Source organism: Vibrio splendidus (genome assembly GCF_001557875.1).
Taxonomy (GTDB): domain Bacteria; phylum Pseudomonadota; class Gammaproteobacteria; order Enterobacterales; family Vibrionaceae; genus Vibrio; species Vibrio splendidus_F.
Genome location: NZ_LNRF01000001.1, coordinates 769,941 through 784,915, shown reverse-complemented (window position 1 = coordinate 784,915; position 14,975 = coordinate 769,941). Strand labels below are relative to the sequence as shown.

At 44.6% G+C, this 14,975-nt stretch carries 14 protein-coding genes; 5 read left to right on the top strand and 9 right to left on the bottom strand.

Annotated elements, in window-relative coordinates:
- The first annotated feature begins 351 nt into the window (after positions 1-351).
- The 3 genes from ATB74_RS03350 to ATB74_RS03340 all read left to right on the top strand — a co-directional run bounded on the left by ATB74_RS03350 (position 352) and on the right by ATB74_RS03340 (position 2,764).
- Positions 352-1,557 (top strand): DEAD/DEAH box helicase, encoded by a 1,206-nt coding sequence (locus ATB74_RS03350; RefSeq protein ID WP_017630130.1) that lies wholly within the window; start codon positions 352-354, stop codon positions 1,555-1,557.
- A gap of 111 nt (positions 1,558-1,668) precedes the next feature.
- Positions 1,669-2,070: a PPC domain-containing DNA-binding protein gene (locus ATB74_RS03345; RefSeq protein WP_061016524.1), complete on the top strand. Its 402-nt coding sequence runs from the start codon at positions 1,669-1,671 to the stop codon at positions 2,068-2,070.
- A gap of 70 nt (positions 2,071-2,140) precedes the next feature.
- Positions 2,141-2,764 carry a 3'-5' exonuclease gene (locus ATB74_RS03340; RefSeq protein ID WP_061016522.1) on the top strand — a complete coding sequence of 208 codons (624 nt, stop codon included), beginning with the start codon at positions 2,141-2,143 and terminating at the stop codon, positions 2,762-2,764.
- 84 nt (positions 2,765-2,848) lie between these two features.
- On the opposite strand, the gene ATB74_RS03335 is transcribed toward ATB74_RS03340, so the two are convergent.
- Positions 2,849-3,685, bottom strand: a complete 837-nt coding sequence (locus ATB74_RS03335) for a DUF6279 family lipoprotein (RefSeq protein WP_060980495.1) — start codon at positions 3,683-3,685, stop codon at positions 2,849-2,851.
- A gap of 302 nt (positions 3,686-3,987) precedes the next feature.
- On the opposite strand from ATB74_RS03335, the gene ATB74_RS03330 reads away from it, so the two are divergent.
- On the top strand, positions 3,988-4,161 hold the full coding sequence (locus ATB74_RS03330) for a hypothetical protein (RefSeq protein ID WP_060980496.1): 174 nt from the start codon (positions 3,988-3,990) through the stop codon (positions 4,159-4,161).
- Positions 4,162-4,284: 123 nt separating this feature from the next.
- Here ATB74_RS03330 and dbpA read toward each other — a convergent pair whose 3' ends face one another.
- On the bottom strand, positions 4,285-5,664 hold the full coding sequence (gene dbpA, locus ATB74_RS03325) for an ATP-dependent RNA helicase DbpA (RefSeq protein WP_017064348.1): 1,380 nt from the start codon (positions 5,662-5,664) through the stop codon (positions 4,285-4,287).
- A gap of 181 nt (positions 5,665-5,845) precedes the next feature.
- On the opposite strand from dbpA, the gene ATB74_RS24465 reads away from it, so the two are divergent.
- Positions 5,846-6,472, top strand: a complete 627-nt coding sequence (locus ATB74_RS24465; protein WP_279626257.1) for a prepilin-type N-terminal cleavage/methylation domain-containing protein — start codon at positions 5,846-5,848, stop codon at positions 6,470-6,472.
- Positions 6,473-6,621: 149 nt separating this feature from the next.
- Here ATB74_RS24465 and ATB74_RS03315 read toward each other — a convergent pair whose 3' ends face one another.
- The 7 genes from ATB74_RS03315 to ATB74_RS03285 all read right to left on the bottom strand — a co-directional run bounded on the left by ATB74_RS03315 (position 6,622) and on the right by ATB74_RS03285 (position 14,952).
- Complete coding sequence (locus ATB74_RS03315) at positions 6,622-7,530, bottom strand: aldo/keto reductase (protein ID WP_061016520.1); 909 nt, start codon at positions 7,528-7,530, stop codon at positions 6,622-6,624.
- A 217-nt stretch (positions 7,531-7,747) separates the two neighbouring features.
- Positions 7,748-8,335, bottom strand: a complete 588-nt coding sequence (locus tag ATB74_RS03310; protein WP_061016519.1) for a hypothetical protein — start codon at positions 8,333-8,335, stop codon at positions 7,748-7,750.
- A gap of 210 nt (positions 8,336-8,545) precedes the next feature.
- Positions 8,546-9,490 (bottom strand): PstS family phosphate ABC transporter substrate-binding protein, encoded by a 945-nt coding sequence (locus ATB74_RS03305; protein WP_060980500.1) that lies wholly within the window; start codon positions 9,488-9,490, stop codon positions 8,546-8,548.
- Positions 9,490-10,128, bottom strand: a complete 639-nt coding sequence (locus ATB74_RS03300; RefSeq protein ID WP_061016517.1) for an OmpA family protein — start codon at positions 10,126-10,128, stop codon at positions 9,490-9,492. Before ATB74_RS03300 ends, ATB74_RS03305 begins: the two co-directional genes overlap by 1 nt.
- Positions 10,128-11,441, bottom strand: coding sequence for a TolC family outer membrane protein (locus ATB74_RS03295; protein WP_061016515.1), 1,314 nt, complete (start codon positions 11,439-11,441; stop codon positions 10,128-10,130). The genes ATB74_RS03300 and ATB74_RS03295 overlap by 1 nt, the downstream gene beginning before the upstream one ends.
- A 33-nt stretch (positions 11,442-11,474) precedes the next feature.
- Complete coding sequence (locus ATB74_RS03290; protein WP_061016513.1) at positions 11,475-12,800, bottom strand: HlyD family type I secretion periplasmic adaptor subunit; 1,326 nt, start codon at positions 12,798-12,800, stop codon at positions 11,475-11,477.
- Positions 12,793-14,952, bottom strand: a complete 2,160-nt coding sequence (locus ATB74_RS03285; RefSeq protein ID WP_061016511.1) for a type I secretion system permease/ATPase — start codon at positions 14,950-14,952, stop codon at positions 12,793-12,795. Before ATB74_RS03285 ends, ATB74_RS03290 begins: the two co-directional genes overlap by 8 nt.
- Positions 14,953-14,975 lie beyond the last annotated feature (23 nt).

Genomic DNA, 14,975 nt, shown 5'->3' with positions numbered 1-14,975 from the left:
TGGTTAAATTTTGTTCGAGATAAAAGCGTTTTAATCGCGGCGAGGGAGGAGTAGCCTAGTCACTCTAAGCAAATCTCCCTCAACAAAGAGTAAAACGCTTTTAGCCGAACCCTTCGGGCAGCGTTTGCTGGTCATTTCTACTACGTTATCGGCTTCTCATGTAGGCTAGCTACACATCAAAGCCTCTGCCTTGTATAAATACCCAGCAACTCGCTGCAAAAATCAGCTCGAAAGATCAACATGCCCTAGTAGTACACAAGCAACATGGTAGAATGCCGCCATTAATCTTATCCTTGTATAAGATTGTTAAACCTTTCCATCGCTATTTAGCCAAATCATACCGAGAAACTTATGCCATTTTCCAAGCTTGGATTAAGCTCACCTATTGTTAAAGCCGTTGCAAAACAAGGCTATGAAAAGCCAACCTCTATTCAAGAAAAAGCAATTCCGATTGTGCTTTCTGGTAAGAACCTTATTGCGGCAGCACAAACAGGTACAGGTAAAACTGCGAGCTTTGTTCTCCCTATCTTAGAAATGCTAAGTAAAGGTGAAACGCAGCGTAAAAAACGTATCCGCGCAGTTATCCTGACGCCAACGCGTGAGCTAGCGGTTCAGGTTGAACAGAACATCACTAAGTACGCGAAGTTCCTAAACCTAACATCACTAGCGATGTACGGTGGCGTATCTTACCAACACCAGAAAGACCGCTTGATTGAAGGTGTCGACATTCTTGTGGCAACACCAGGTCGTTTGATCGACATGTACGGTCAGCGCGCAGTGCATTTTGATGAAGTGGAAGTACTGGTTCTAGATGAAGCTGACCGCATGTTAGACATGGGTTTCATTGAAGACATCAACAAGATCATCGCGCGTCTGCCACAAGACATTCAAAACCTGCTGTTCTCAGCAACGCTTTCAACACCAGTGCGTGCGCTAGCGAAAAGTGCAATCAGTGAAGCAGAAGAGATTTCGATTGCCAAGACTGATGCGTCTAAAGCGAACATTGAGCAATGGTTAGTGACCGTAGATAAAGACCGTAAGTCGGCACTACTGAGCCACATGATTACCGAAGGTAACTGGGATCAAGCGCTTATCTTTATTGAAACCAAACATGGCGCGGCTAAGTTGGTTGCTCAACTTGAGAAACGTGGTATTCAAGCTGAAGCTTTCCACAGTGGACGTAGCCAAGCGATTCGTGAAAAGATCTTAGCTGACTTTAAGAAAGGTCGCCTAAAATACTTAGTCGCGACGGGTGTTGCTGCTCGTGGTATCGATATCGACAACCTAAGCCGTGTAGTGAACTACGACCTGCCTTTCCCAGCAGACGATTATGTTCACCGCATTGGTCGTACTGGCCGTGCTGATGCGTCTGGCGAAGCAATCTCTTTCCTATCGAAAGATAACTTCAAGAACCTGTGCATTATTGAAAAACGTCTTGGTCACCTGATTGAGCGTCGTGTAGTGGAAGGTTTCGAACCACGCAAAGAAGTGCCGATTTCAGTGCTGAACTTCGTTCCTAAGAAGAAAAGAGAACAGCAAGAGAAAGAAGGCAAGTAACTATCAAAGCTCAACTAGCAGCGATAACGTGTTAGCCAACGTATTACTTAAACGAAGCCCCATGTGGCTTCGTTTTGTTCTTTGATACACAGATAAAACAGAGGTATTGAGATGATTACTCCTATCGCAACGAGATTAACCCGCGGCCAAGACCTAAAACTTGAGATCCAAAGGTTAGTGACCACACACAACATATCTGCAGGCTCTATTGCCTCTTGTGTCGGGTGTGTTTCTCAACTCAATATTCGCTTAGCTAATGCCAACAACACCAAGCTAATTCAAGCTCCGTTCGAAATCGTATCTGTGATGGCAACGCTAACCCCGAACCACCAGCACGTTCATATATCCGTTGCTGATGAGAATGGCAATGTAATTGGCGGTCATTTACTTGAAGGAACAATAATCGCAACTACAGCTGAACTGATCGTTCACCGTTACGATACTTTGACCTTCAACAGAGAGCATGACGATTCGACGGGTTACACTGAGCTTACTATCAGCAGTAACACGTAATAGATTCACTAATAGCAGCACCAAACGCCTCATATAAAGCGATACCACCCAATAGTAATTAGGAAACACGATGACTCCAAACTCCGCAGATTCCGTTATCGTTCTCGATTTCGAAACCACAGGCTTATCACCCAATATGGGTGACCGAGCGATTGAGATCGGTGCGGTTAAACTCGTTCACGGCGAAGTCGTCGACACCTTCCAACAACTCATGAATCCAGGATTTCGTGTCAGTGGCTTTATTGAAAGCTACACCGGCATTACTAACCGCATGCTGAGCACCGCGGCCAGTTGCAGTGAAGTGATGGATGAGTTTGCAGACTTTATCCAAGACAGTCAGCTCGTGGCTCATAATGCATCGTTTGATAAACGCTTTCTCGACGCAGAATTAGACGATATTGGACGAGATTACAACGGACAGTTTGCCTGCTCGATGCTGATTGCTCGTCGGCTAATCCAAGACGCACCGACCCATAAACTGGGCGACCTTGTTCGATTCAAGAATATCGACAACGACGGTACTTTCCACAGAGCCTTAGCCGATTCAGAAATGACAGCACGCTTATGGCTATTAATGATTGAAGAGCTACAAATCGACCACGGTATTCAACAACCAAGCTTCCAATTAATGCAGAAAATATCGAAGACAGCCAAAGGTTCGATTCCAAAACTGTTGATGAGTAATCGAGATTAAACCCTTACCATACGATAATGACTGTAAGGCTAATTGGATTAACACGATCAGCCTTTTTAGTTATTAACGAAGCTTACTCGTGCCCTACTCCTGCAGTGTCACCAGCGTTGACTTGAGACTCTCTAATTCATTCATGAAATAAGACCATTGCTTATCACTACTGGTCGCGGCGATATCTACTAAAAACTTGGCTGATGTTTCCATATTTTGGTTGAGCTGCGGTTCAAGTTCATCAGGATAATAAGCTTCATTGTTTAAAAGTAAATTCATGATAATCGGCTGAGCAATATGCAGATCGCTCTTCTTTTCCATCAGCGTCGTTAGCTCTTGATAGGTGTTGTTTTGATATTGTCGCCAGCTGTTATTGGTGTTTACCCACTCTTGAGACCAAACCAGAATAATCTGGTTTTGTTCTTTCGATACTGAGCCTAACCATCGTTCTGTCCGCTCTTCTATTCTGTTTCGGTATCGCTCTCTCGAATCGGCATCATTCAACGACAACCTTTCTTCATAATAGTCTTGTTGCTTTTCACGAAAATTCTTTAAGAACTCTCTGTCTTGCTTAGGGCTAAGCTGCATACTTAACGCGTAAATATCTGGAGCGAACTTATTGACGATCGTGCGAATATTCTCTTTCGTTTGTTCACTTTGGCCAACAATAAAAGCGAGGGACATATCCGACCGTTCTACATTTTGAATCGCTTCTAATTGCGAAATATACAGAGGTAGCTGAGTTTCTTTATGCCATTTCTGTAATATATCTAACCGCTCTTCAAGCTCCGATTCTTGGCTATTTGAGAGGGAGACAAAATCTTCTATATAGCTAACGATAAACCAACCTATATTATTATAGGCGAACTTGGTCCCACACCCAGTAAATAGAAAACAGATCACTAAAACTAACCACCGGCACTTTCTCATTCTACCCTCTCACGACATTCAACAAAGCCAAAACCATTAGCTCATCTCTTTAAGGTTAACCTAGTTCTTATAACGCTAATTCTAGCTCTTATAAAAGTAGCCTTAATAAACAGTGGCCGTAAAAACTTTGAGATAAATTGAGATCCAAACTTGCTAATCTAGCTATTTAGGCAAATGATTAAACTAAAAATAATTAATAGCAGTGATGTAATTTGATTTTTATTACTCATTTGACGTAATGCGAACCCTATAAAAGAATCGGTGTAACGTATTTCAAGTGATTGATATTTGGGAGGGAAGCTATGGCCGCTATTCCTGATCATCCAAGCGATTTAGAATATGAGCTTTGTTATTTTGACGATGGATCAATAACCACAATCAAGATATTGGTTCACAATCGACAGGAAGCGATGACTTGGTATCTTAGCGAAGGAAAACATATCAACGACCTTTATTCGATAAGACCCGATGAATAATGCTTTGGCATAGAGGACTAGGTCGATAAACCTAAGAGAAGAAACTTGAGTGACATTTTGTGGAACACCCTTTACTGCAATGCCATTAATTAGCATATCGCAGCAAAGGGATTCAGTCTCGAATTACTTCAGAATTCGGGCGCGGAATTGACGACCCTTCATTTTACCTGATTCGATTTTGTTCAGTGCTTTCTTAGCCACAGATCTTTCTACCGCTACGTAAGCACGCATTGCGAACAGATTGATCTTACCTACTGATTTACCATCAATGCCGCCTTGACCCGTCAATGCACCAAGAATATCACCAGCACGAAGCTTAGCTTTCTTACCGCCATCAATCTGGATGGTAACCATGTTTGAGTAGTATGGCTTAGCAATTGGTTTTGCTGGTAGTTCAGATGGCTCGATTGGCATATCCATGTACTCATCAATTTGAGCAACACGGTACATCTCTTTTTCGCTAAAGAAGCTGATCGCTACACCTTTGCTTCCTGCACGGCCAGTACGACCAATGCGGTGAACGTGAACTTCAGGGTCGCGAGACAATTCAAAGTTGAATACAGCATCTAGGTTATCAACATCAAGACCACGAGCCGCAACGTCTGTCGCCACTAGAATCGAGATGGTTTTGTTTGAGAACTGAACCAAAGCTTGGTCACGTTCACGCTGTTCCATGTCACCATGAAGTTCGATAACACTGAAACCGCGGTGGCTTAGCTCATCGTTTACGTTCTGCACTTCTTTCTTAGTGTTACAGAACACAACCGCAGATTCCGGTTGGTGATGAAGTAACAGCAACTCTAGAGCGTCATCACGAGCTTCAGAACCTTCTAACTTGTAGAAGTGTTGTTGGATGCTTGAGTGATCGTGTGTTGATTCAACCTTCACCATTTCTGGGTTACGCATGATGCGGTCTGCAACAGACTTGATCTGTTTAGGGAAAGTCGCACTGAATAGCAGAGTTTGGCGTTCTTTTGGAGCCGCTTCAATCACTGCATCCAAAGCGTCTTGGAAGCCCATTTCTAGCATGCGGTCAGCTTCATCTAACACAAGTGTGTTCAGCTCAGACAGATCAATACGACCTTTCTCTAGGTGATCTAGAATACGACCAGGTGTGCCCACAAGAATGTGTGCACCATGCTCTAGTGAACCAATCTGTGGGCCCATTGGCATACCGCCACATAGTGTCAGCACTTTAATATTGTGAATACCACGAGCAAGAGTACGAATCTCTTTTGCTACTTGGTCTGCAAGCTCACGAGTCGGACATAACACTAAAGACTGAACACGGAAACGCTTAACGCGTAGGTTCTGCAGCACGCCTAAACCAAAAGCAGCTGTTTTACCTGAACCCGTTTTACCCTGACCTATAACGTCCTTGCCATTTAGGATAGTAGGAAGACTTAACGCTTGGATCGGCGTCATTTCAGTATAACCAAGAGAATCTAACGTGTTTAGAAGCTCTGGCTTAAGGGCGATTGAAGAGAATTTTGAAGTGCTCAATGGAAATATCCAACTGGTGAAAAACAGAGTGCATTATGAGTGTTTTTGAAAATTATTCCACCTTAATCACAGTTTTGAACGAACAAACAACCATAACAAATATTTATCAGTTGGCAGTGTTAATTACAATTAAAGTACGAGATACTATAAAGGTGTAATTTACCCCTGAGGATTGAACAGTATGAAAAGATCACAGTTACAAAAAGGCTTCACACTTTTGGAACTGATCGTCGTTATTGTCATACTCGCCGTTATCGCTGTGGTCGCCGCTCCACGCTTTTTGTCTATTGCAGATGATGCAAGAGAAGCGACTAGCAGAGCTCTGTTTGATAACTTCCGCGCTGGTGCCGAAATCTACCAAGGGGCATGTCTAGCTCGAGGTGGAGATGTAACCGAATTACGAGGACAGGATACTTCAGATTTCAATATCGACGGCATTTACTCGAACTTCTCGGGCAGTTGCTACCCAGTGCGCAATAGCAATGCAGGTGTGCGTAGAGATATTAACAATGCGAGAGGTTGTTACGAACTGTTCCAAGACATCGTCAACAGCGATCATTTCGAAGATATCAACTTTGGTAGTGGCGGCTGGAAAAATGGGGAAACGGTTAAGGAAAGTGAGTTGATAGCGGCTCGTGATGCTAGTTATCAAGTGTATATACATCAAAGATCGAAATACTTTTCATACTGCCACTACTACAACATCGAAGGTGATTTAAGTAACGCACCTTACCTGCTTTACAACGCGGTTGATGGAATCATGGTATCTGGGACAAAAAACCTATCAAATGGATTTAGCTGGGGCTAGTGAGCTTCAAGAATACTCGGTAGCCACTCCCCCGCCATACAACGAATAAGTAATTCTGAAATAGCCTTTTCGAAATTAAAGGGCCTCCTACACACAACGCAAAAAAGCCAGCTTACTTAGCTGGCTTTTGCTTCTATACGAATTGCTTTCTATGGCACACCGTGGCCTTTAGAAGCTACCCACACGCGATACCATTGTTCGCGAGTCAGTTCAATTTTCAGTGCATCAACAGCTGTCTTAACGCGCTCAATCTTACCAGAGCCAATAATGGCAATTGGGTTAGACGGTAAACGACGAACCCAAGCGTAAATCACTTGGTCAATGCTGTCTGCACCCACTTCTTGACGAATCGCTTCTAGCTCATCACGAACGCGAACCGCTTGCGCTGAATCGCCACTAAAGATGCTACCACCACCGAGACAAGACCACGCCATCGGGCGAATGCGGTTCATCTGCAGTTGATCTAGCGTGCCATCATGAGCCACTTCGAAGTTCAATGGGTTGATTTCAACTTGGTTGGTCACTAACGGCTTACCAAGGCGAGATTGAAGCAATTCGAACTGACGCGGTGAAAAGTTAGAAACACCGAAGTGCTTAACTTTACCTACTTTGTGTAGCTCTGCGAACGCTTCTGCTACTTCATCTGCATCCATCAATACGTCTGGGCGGTGAATCAACAATACGTCGATATCGTTAACACCTAAACGCTCTAGCGAGTTATTTACTGATTGGTAAATATGCTGCGCGCTGGTGTCATAGTGATTGATCTTACGATCAGGAGTGTGGTCACCACATAGGTTAATATCGCACTTGGTGACGATTTGAATATCATCACGAAGGCTTGGTTCAAGCGCCAATGCCTCACCGAATAACTTTTCACATTGGTAGTTACCGTAAATATCTGCGTGATCAACCGTTGTGATACCAAGATCAATGTGTTGCTTCAGGAAAGTCAGGCGTTGTTGCGGGGTCATACCCCATTCTGCTATACGCCAGTATCCTTGCACCAACTCAGAAAGTTCTGGGCCTTGTGGCGCTATCGTTACTTTTGCAACCATGGGTTGTCTCCTTTATCAATACTGAACGTATCCTAAGCTCGTTTTACCGAAGGCTCAACGTATAACAAATGGCAAACGCAAACGCTTACTAAAAATGTGAGAGCCGCAGAAAAACGAACACTTAAATGAATTATAACTTGCCGTCTGCCCGCGTTCCGTTCTCCTGAAAGGCTTGTTTAGCCTAATAAATAACGAAACTATCTATAAATTTGAGCAATTAAAAGCGATTAAGTTCAACCGTTAAGTTGTCACCATCACTGTATAACTGAATCCAAGGAGAGGAAGATCCAGGAGAAGATAAGTTAGGAACATTCCATACACTCATTTGCTCTGATGAACCGTGTGGCGCGTTGATAAATTCGACCAGCTGTTTATCCACCTTATCGAAACCAACACCTTCATTTCGAGCTCGTTCGAGTTGAGCAGTAACATCGAATTCATCTTCGCCAATACGAATTGAACTGAGAGCAAAGCCATCTTGGCGAAGGTATGCCTGAAGCTTTGTGTAACTTAGGTTCGAATATGGCAGGTTTAAGCGCACTGTTTCAACGCTTGAGTCCCCCAACTCCAGTTCAACATAAACGTCCAGATCGTAATAGTGGGTTAAGTCACTACACAACAAAGTGCCTTCGGTCTCACCACAATCCATCAAGTCGATATCGTTAATATAGTTTTGAGAATTCGGCAGGCTTGGGCTGCTGTTAAATACTGTTCTTAGCCACCAGCTTTCGGTTGCTTGCGCGGAAAATGCAAGAGCATTAAGGGACAGCATTAAAGGCAAGATTAGAACTTGAAAGACTTTCATCGACTGGGCTTATTTAGCGCTATATGAGGTGTCCATTATACGTGACCAATCGACAAACAACTGCTCGAGTAGCAAATTTTAGGCGAAAAAAAACGGGCATACATGCCCGCTAGATAAATTCATCACCGAATAACGTAATCCGTCACGTTGAGAACCATTACGAAAGAGAGAATATCACTCTCCCACGATAGTTACAACATGTCGTACCCATTACTTATATCCACCTTCAATAGCAGGCTCTTCAAGCGATAGTCTCACTTTGTTTCGTTGAATAGCTTCAGGGGGCAAACTGATGAAACCGTATTGGTTCAAAACGCTTTGATGATCTTGTGACAAAGTAAGCCCTACAAAGAACTTCTCTTGTTCCGTAAAGTCTTTGCGATGAGCTGGAATATTCAAGTACATGTAATAAACCGTTGCTAACGGGTAACGACCAGAGAGGATCGTCTCTTTGTTTAGATCGTAGTTTACTCCTAGGTTGTCAACCACACTTAGCCATTTCACATCAGAAATTTTATCAGAGTATACGGTGTAACCAATAGCAGCTTCTTCATCTTCAATCTTATTTATAAGATGCGGTAAATCCGCTAAAAATTGAGTATGAGCGTATTCCCCGTCCGTTTCACACTCAACCCAACTTGAGAAGGTGGTGTGCCCCTTCAGGTTATGATCAATGGCGAAAGGCAACATGTGAGTATCTAGGCTTTCACCATTACGAGCATCGCTACTAGCCAACCATTTCGGGTGTTTAGGATCGTTAGAACACCCAAACACATCGATGAGTTCAGCAACAGTGATGGATGTAGCAGGGTTTTCCTCATTGGCCAGAATCGCAATCACGTCAGCGGTAAACATCAGCTCTGTAGGTCTATAACCGTAGCGCATGTCAAACCTAGCCATCTCTTTGTCAGTCCACTTTTTGGAAGTGATACCCACACGCGAGCGCTGCATGATCATCTGTTCTGGGACGCTGTCACTCAACAAGATTTCTAAGTCGATCTCTTGGCTCTCAAGCAGGTCTTCAACAAGTCCCTGCATATTAGGCTCAATCGCGACCAAACCAATGTCACTGACATCATTAGCCAATGTCGATGCAGATAACAACGCAGGTACAGCAGCAAGCAGCAAGCCCGATTTATTAGATAGACGTTTCATTACTGACCTCCTACTGGATCAATCGACGTTTTAGACTCAACATCGCTATTACTATCGAGCTGCATTTCTGAAGTGAAGATGTTCCAAGATGGATTCACTTCCATGCTTTCTGTTTTAATCACCGCAATCGTTCTGCGCTTACGTTTGTGAAGATGCTGAGTTAGGCTAGTGATCTGAGTAAACTCTTGTTCGAAAATACGCTCACCATCAACGCCTCTGTCAATCAGTGCGTCTCGAATCACGCCAGTTCTTTTCTTGGCTAGTGCTTTGTTATAAACGTTTGTACCTTCAGAACTGGTATCACCAACCAAGGTAACCGAGGCGTCAGGTTGCTCTCCTAGTAAACGCACCAACTCATTTAATACAGCCGTATGATCAGGTTTAAGGTCATACTTATCAAAATCAAATGCCACGCTTAATACTTCAACGTCTTCGACAATTTTCCAATTGGCACACCCTTTAATGTCTACCGCTACACCTTCTGGCGTATCGGCACAAAGATCTCGCTGATTAATCACACCATCGCGGTCATTATCCGCTAAGTCATCAATTTGATGGCGTGTCATGGTCGTATCAGGCGTTTCTGCACATCCCATCAGCAAGATAGAGCTAAGTAGCGCTAGTTTAAAATGTCTCATTACTTATTCTCCCCTTGCCACTCTTCTGGATGTTCAATCCTTAACGCATACGTCAACATGCCCATCGCATTCAATACTCGATAAGCCGCTAACGTTTGATCATATTCAGTGCTAATGAAATTTCTTCGAGCCAAAAACACTTCTACTTTTGCATCAAGTACATCAAGAAGGCTTCGTCTGCCAACATTGAATTGCTGGATATAGCCAAGCTCTGCAATTTTCGCTGCATCAACGTTCTGTTGAAGTAAGGATTTTTGCTGCTCAAGCATCTTGTATGCGTTCCAAGCCAGTTGTGTGCCTTCCCTAACCTCACGCTCTGTTCGTAATCGGATCGCCCTTGCCTCTTCTACTCGCCAAGCCGATGATTCAACTCTGGAGTCGGTAGAAAAGCCATTAAACAGGTCATAATCCATCGTCAGCATCAGTCGAGCGTCTTCATCGACACCACCTGGAGGGTTAGATACGTTGTCATTCTTGTTCGCATGAAGCTCGAGTTTTAGCTCTGGGTAGTAATCCCCCTTCTCGCGGCGCATCTCTTTACGAGCAGCATCAATATCAAGCAAAGAGGCTTTGATTTCCGGGTGATTCTCGACAGCTTGTTCAAGTGCGACCTGTGCTGAGCTTGGTAATAGAGCGTAATCAAAACGGGGATATACCAAGTTCACAGCAGGTTTGCCAACCAAGCGTAGATACTGAGTTTGCAAATCAAACAGGTTGTTCTGAGCAGCAATAAGTGAAGACTGCGCGGTCGCAACACGAGCAGAGATCTGGGCCAGATCCGAGTTGCTACTCAAGCCTTTGCTCTTTTTATCTTGGATATCTTGATAGATCTCTTGGTGCTCTTTTACGTTACGCTTAGACAATTCAAGTAGCGTTTCTGCCTTGAGGATATCGAGGTAATTTCTCACCACATCTAACGACACGTTTTCAGCTCGCGAAATCAGAGTTAGACGCTCGGCTTCAGCTTCGAACGTTAGTCGGTCGACATTCGACGTGGTTTTAAAACCATCGAATAGTAACTGGGATACTTTAACGCCAATTTCAGTTCGTGTTAGGCCTCGGTCGTCGGTATCAAGCTTGATGCCGCTGTTATAGCGCGTCTCTTCATAACCTGCCGCCGCGTACAGATTGACTTGTGGCATATACAAACCACTCGCCGCGTCTCCGTCTCTGACCACCGATTGGTATCGGGAGTACTGCGCCAATATCTCTGGGCTATAGTCGATGGCAAAGGCCACGGACTCTTCTAATGAAGCTGCTTGAGACAGCCCACTCATTAGTAAGCAAGAAGAGAGTAAGAATTTTGAATGCATTACACTTCCTTTTATATTTATGCTTAACGCACTTCATCGTTCGCGAAGTGAGTTTTCCTTAGCTCGTAAAATAGGTTTTAACCAATAACTCAATACTGTTTTCTCTCCGGTCAATATATCAACCGCGACTTGCATCCCTGGGATAATGCTAAAGGCAGAGTTTTGTTGCTGGTCTTCGTTTAACTGAATATGGGCGCGATAATAGGCGTTGCCGTCTTCCGTTTGTAAGGCGTCGGCACTCACGTAAATCACCTCGCCTTTAAGTCCGCCATAAATGACGAAATCATAGGCCGTGAATTTCACTGTCGCACCCAGCCCGTTATGAACAAACGCGATATCTTGTGGAGAGATTCTCGCTTCAACAATCAGGTCACTGTTTGATGGGATAATCTCAATGATCGGCTCGCCGGGACGAACAACGCCACCAATGGTACGCACAAAGATCTCTTTGACTGTGCCATCAACGGGCGCAACAATTTCGGTACGCTTGAGTTGGTCGGCAATCGCCTGCTGGCTTTCGTTCAGCTGTGCTATCTTGCTCGCCACTTCATTCAACTGACCTTGCACTTTGGTACGAAAATCTAAGGCAATGCTTCGATGATCCGCTATCGACTCTGAGTAGGCGGCTATCTGCTTCTGCGCTGCCACTTTTGAGCTAGCAATATCACCTTTGAGTTTGACCACATCACGGTTCAGTTTCAGCAGTTCAACTTCTGCTACGGCACCACTCGCCACCACGTCTTTCAACATGTTGCGCTCTCGAATTACGATATCTAGGCTGCTCTCTAACGTCTGAATATTATTGAGCGTATCGACTCGAGCCTGGTCTTGTTGCTCGATACGAAGTGCCGCCTCTTCCAGTTCAGATTTCAACTGTCCTAAACGCTCTCGATAGTTCGCCTTAGCATTCATTAACGCAGGGTGGCTTGATACATCAACAATGATATTTTGCGGTACTAAGACTACTCGCTCATACCACTCTTCTGCAGCGTTATTTAAAACGACCGTCGACAGCTCCGCCTTTAATCTTAATTGCTGAGCAAGCAAGGTATCCGCTTGTTGAGCCGACTCTAAAAACGCCGCCTTAAAGCGTGTGTCTTCTAACTTAGCGAGAGGTTGCCCTTTCACAACAGATTGGCCTTGTCGCACCATGATCTCTTGAACCAGCCCGCCTTCTAAGCTCTGAATAGTTTGCACCGAAAGGCTTGGAACGACTTTGCCTTCACCGATCACGACTTCTTCGAGAGTTGCCCACGTCGCCCAGCCAATGATCGACACAATTAATAATGCACTTAGCCAAATCAGCTTTCGAGAGCGGAATGCTAAGTGGTTGTTGGTCCATTGAATATCGTTACTCATGACGGCCTCCCTTCACCACTGAAACAGTCTTAAATCGACTCGCCCCTTTGGGTACACTTTTCTTCTGTAGAGAGAGGATATCTTTTGGCTCACCTTCCGCCACGATCTGACCTTTGTCCAACACAATCACTCGATCACACATCATCAAGAACGAAGATTTGTGCGAACTGATCAGCATCGAAGTTTCTCTTGGCATACTTTGAAGTGCATTGAAGAACTGTATCTCGGCTTGATTATCAAGTGCGCTAGTAGGCTCATCCATGATCAATAGTTTTGGACAACGGTATAGTGCTCTTGCAATGGCGACTGCTTGGCGTTGACCGCCAGATAACAACCGGCCACCTTCGCCAACTGGAGTCTCAAGACCATTACTCAAACGCCCCATATAGCCGTTCAAACCCGACTGTTGAAGCGCTTGTCTTAGTTTTACTTCATCAACGTTGGTCGCACCAAGCGTAACGTTGTCGTAAACACTGCCAAAAATAAGATTGGTGGTTTGCCCCACCCAACCCATGCCACTACGCAGAACACTGGTTGGCCATAATTGCCCATCAATCTCTTGATAGAAAGCTTGTCCTGTTGTTGGCATATACTGGCGAGCAACAACCGATAGTAGGGTTGTTTTGCCCGCGCCTGCCGCACCAACAAGGCCAACTCGTTCTCCCGGCTGTATCTCCAGTGAGATATCCTTCAATGCAGGGCTTTGAGTTTCTGGGTAAGTAAATGTCACTTCATCAAGCCTTACCCCACCGTCAAAATCCCCCTTGTCTATCACCTGATGTTTCGATTCTTCCTGAGGCAGTTCCATTATCTGATTCAAGCCTTCGACTGCCGAACGGGTTTGTTGAAACCTCAGTAATAGAAGGGAAAGCTGATTCACTGAACTCGCAGCTCGCCCACTCAGCATGACTACAGCGATTAACCCACCCATACTCAGCAAGCCTTCAGAGATCTGATACACGCCGAAGATAATCAGAGTGATGGTGACGATCTGCTGACTCGATTGAATAGAGTGCGTCACGATATTGGAGTAGTGACGAGATTGAGTTTGCCATTGAGAGAGCGACGAAATCGTCTGTTCCCAGCGTTTTTGAGTAATACCTTCAGCGTTATTCTGCTTGATATCAGGAAGCGTTGTTAAACAATCAAACAGCTGTGCTTGTCTTTGTGTCGACAAACGTGCGGTTTCATCGAATGTTTTTTCTACCTTGCCTTTCATCGCAATGCTAAGCACGATCAGTACCAGCATGATGGCAACAGGAATAAACATCATCGCGCCACCGAGCCAGCCGATAAGCAGAAGGAACAGTAAGGTGAACGGTAGATCGACTAAGGTCACTAAAGAGATGGAAGTGAAGAAATCTTTTACGCTGTCGAAATCTTGAAGCTGCCTTGCGAAGGCGCCCACCGATTGTGGTCGGTTTTCTAGCTTCATGCCAAGGACTTTAGAGAACAATTGGGAGGATAGCTTATTATCAATATAGCGCCCGGCCATGTCAGTCACAGAGCTTCGTGAGCTTCTCAACACCCAATCAAATATAACGACAATACCTACACCTGCCGCCAACACCCACAGCGTATTAAACGCTTGGTTTGGTACCACACGGTCGTACACATTCATGGTAAAAAGTGGAACCACCAACGCCAGTACGTTGATCAAGAACGAAGCGATAAACAGGTCTCGATACCAAGGTTTCACTTCTTTGACCACACGCCACAACCAGCGCGTGTTCGATTTACTATCACTGCGTTCGTGAGATTGAACACGAGCATCGTCCAGAGCTTGTGCACCGACTTGCCAAACATAGGGTTCGACTTGAGCGACCAGCTCTTTTAACGAGGTTTGCTGGCTTGAATTCGTTTCGCAATCCAAGACATCAAAGTCATCTCCGGAGCCTTGGGTAACGACAACAGGAGTCCCTGTCGCAGAGTTAACAGCAACAACAGGAAACTGACATTGAGTCAGTAATTCTTTTTTTACGTGGCTCAGAGTTAAACCCGATTTCTCAATCGCTCTTGGAAAAAGGGACTCATTAAGCCTTCCTTCATCTAAAGGAAGGCCAGACACTATTTTGGACGAGTGGCTACGAACATTAAAATGCTCACATAACCACTCCACACAACCTAGCCAGCTGTCTTTTTGTTCTACCAATCTAAAACTTCCTTTTATAGACT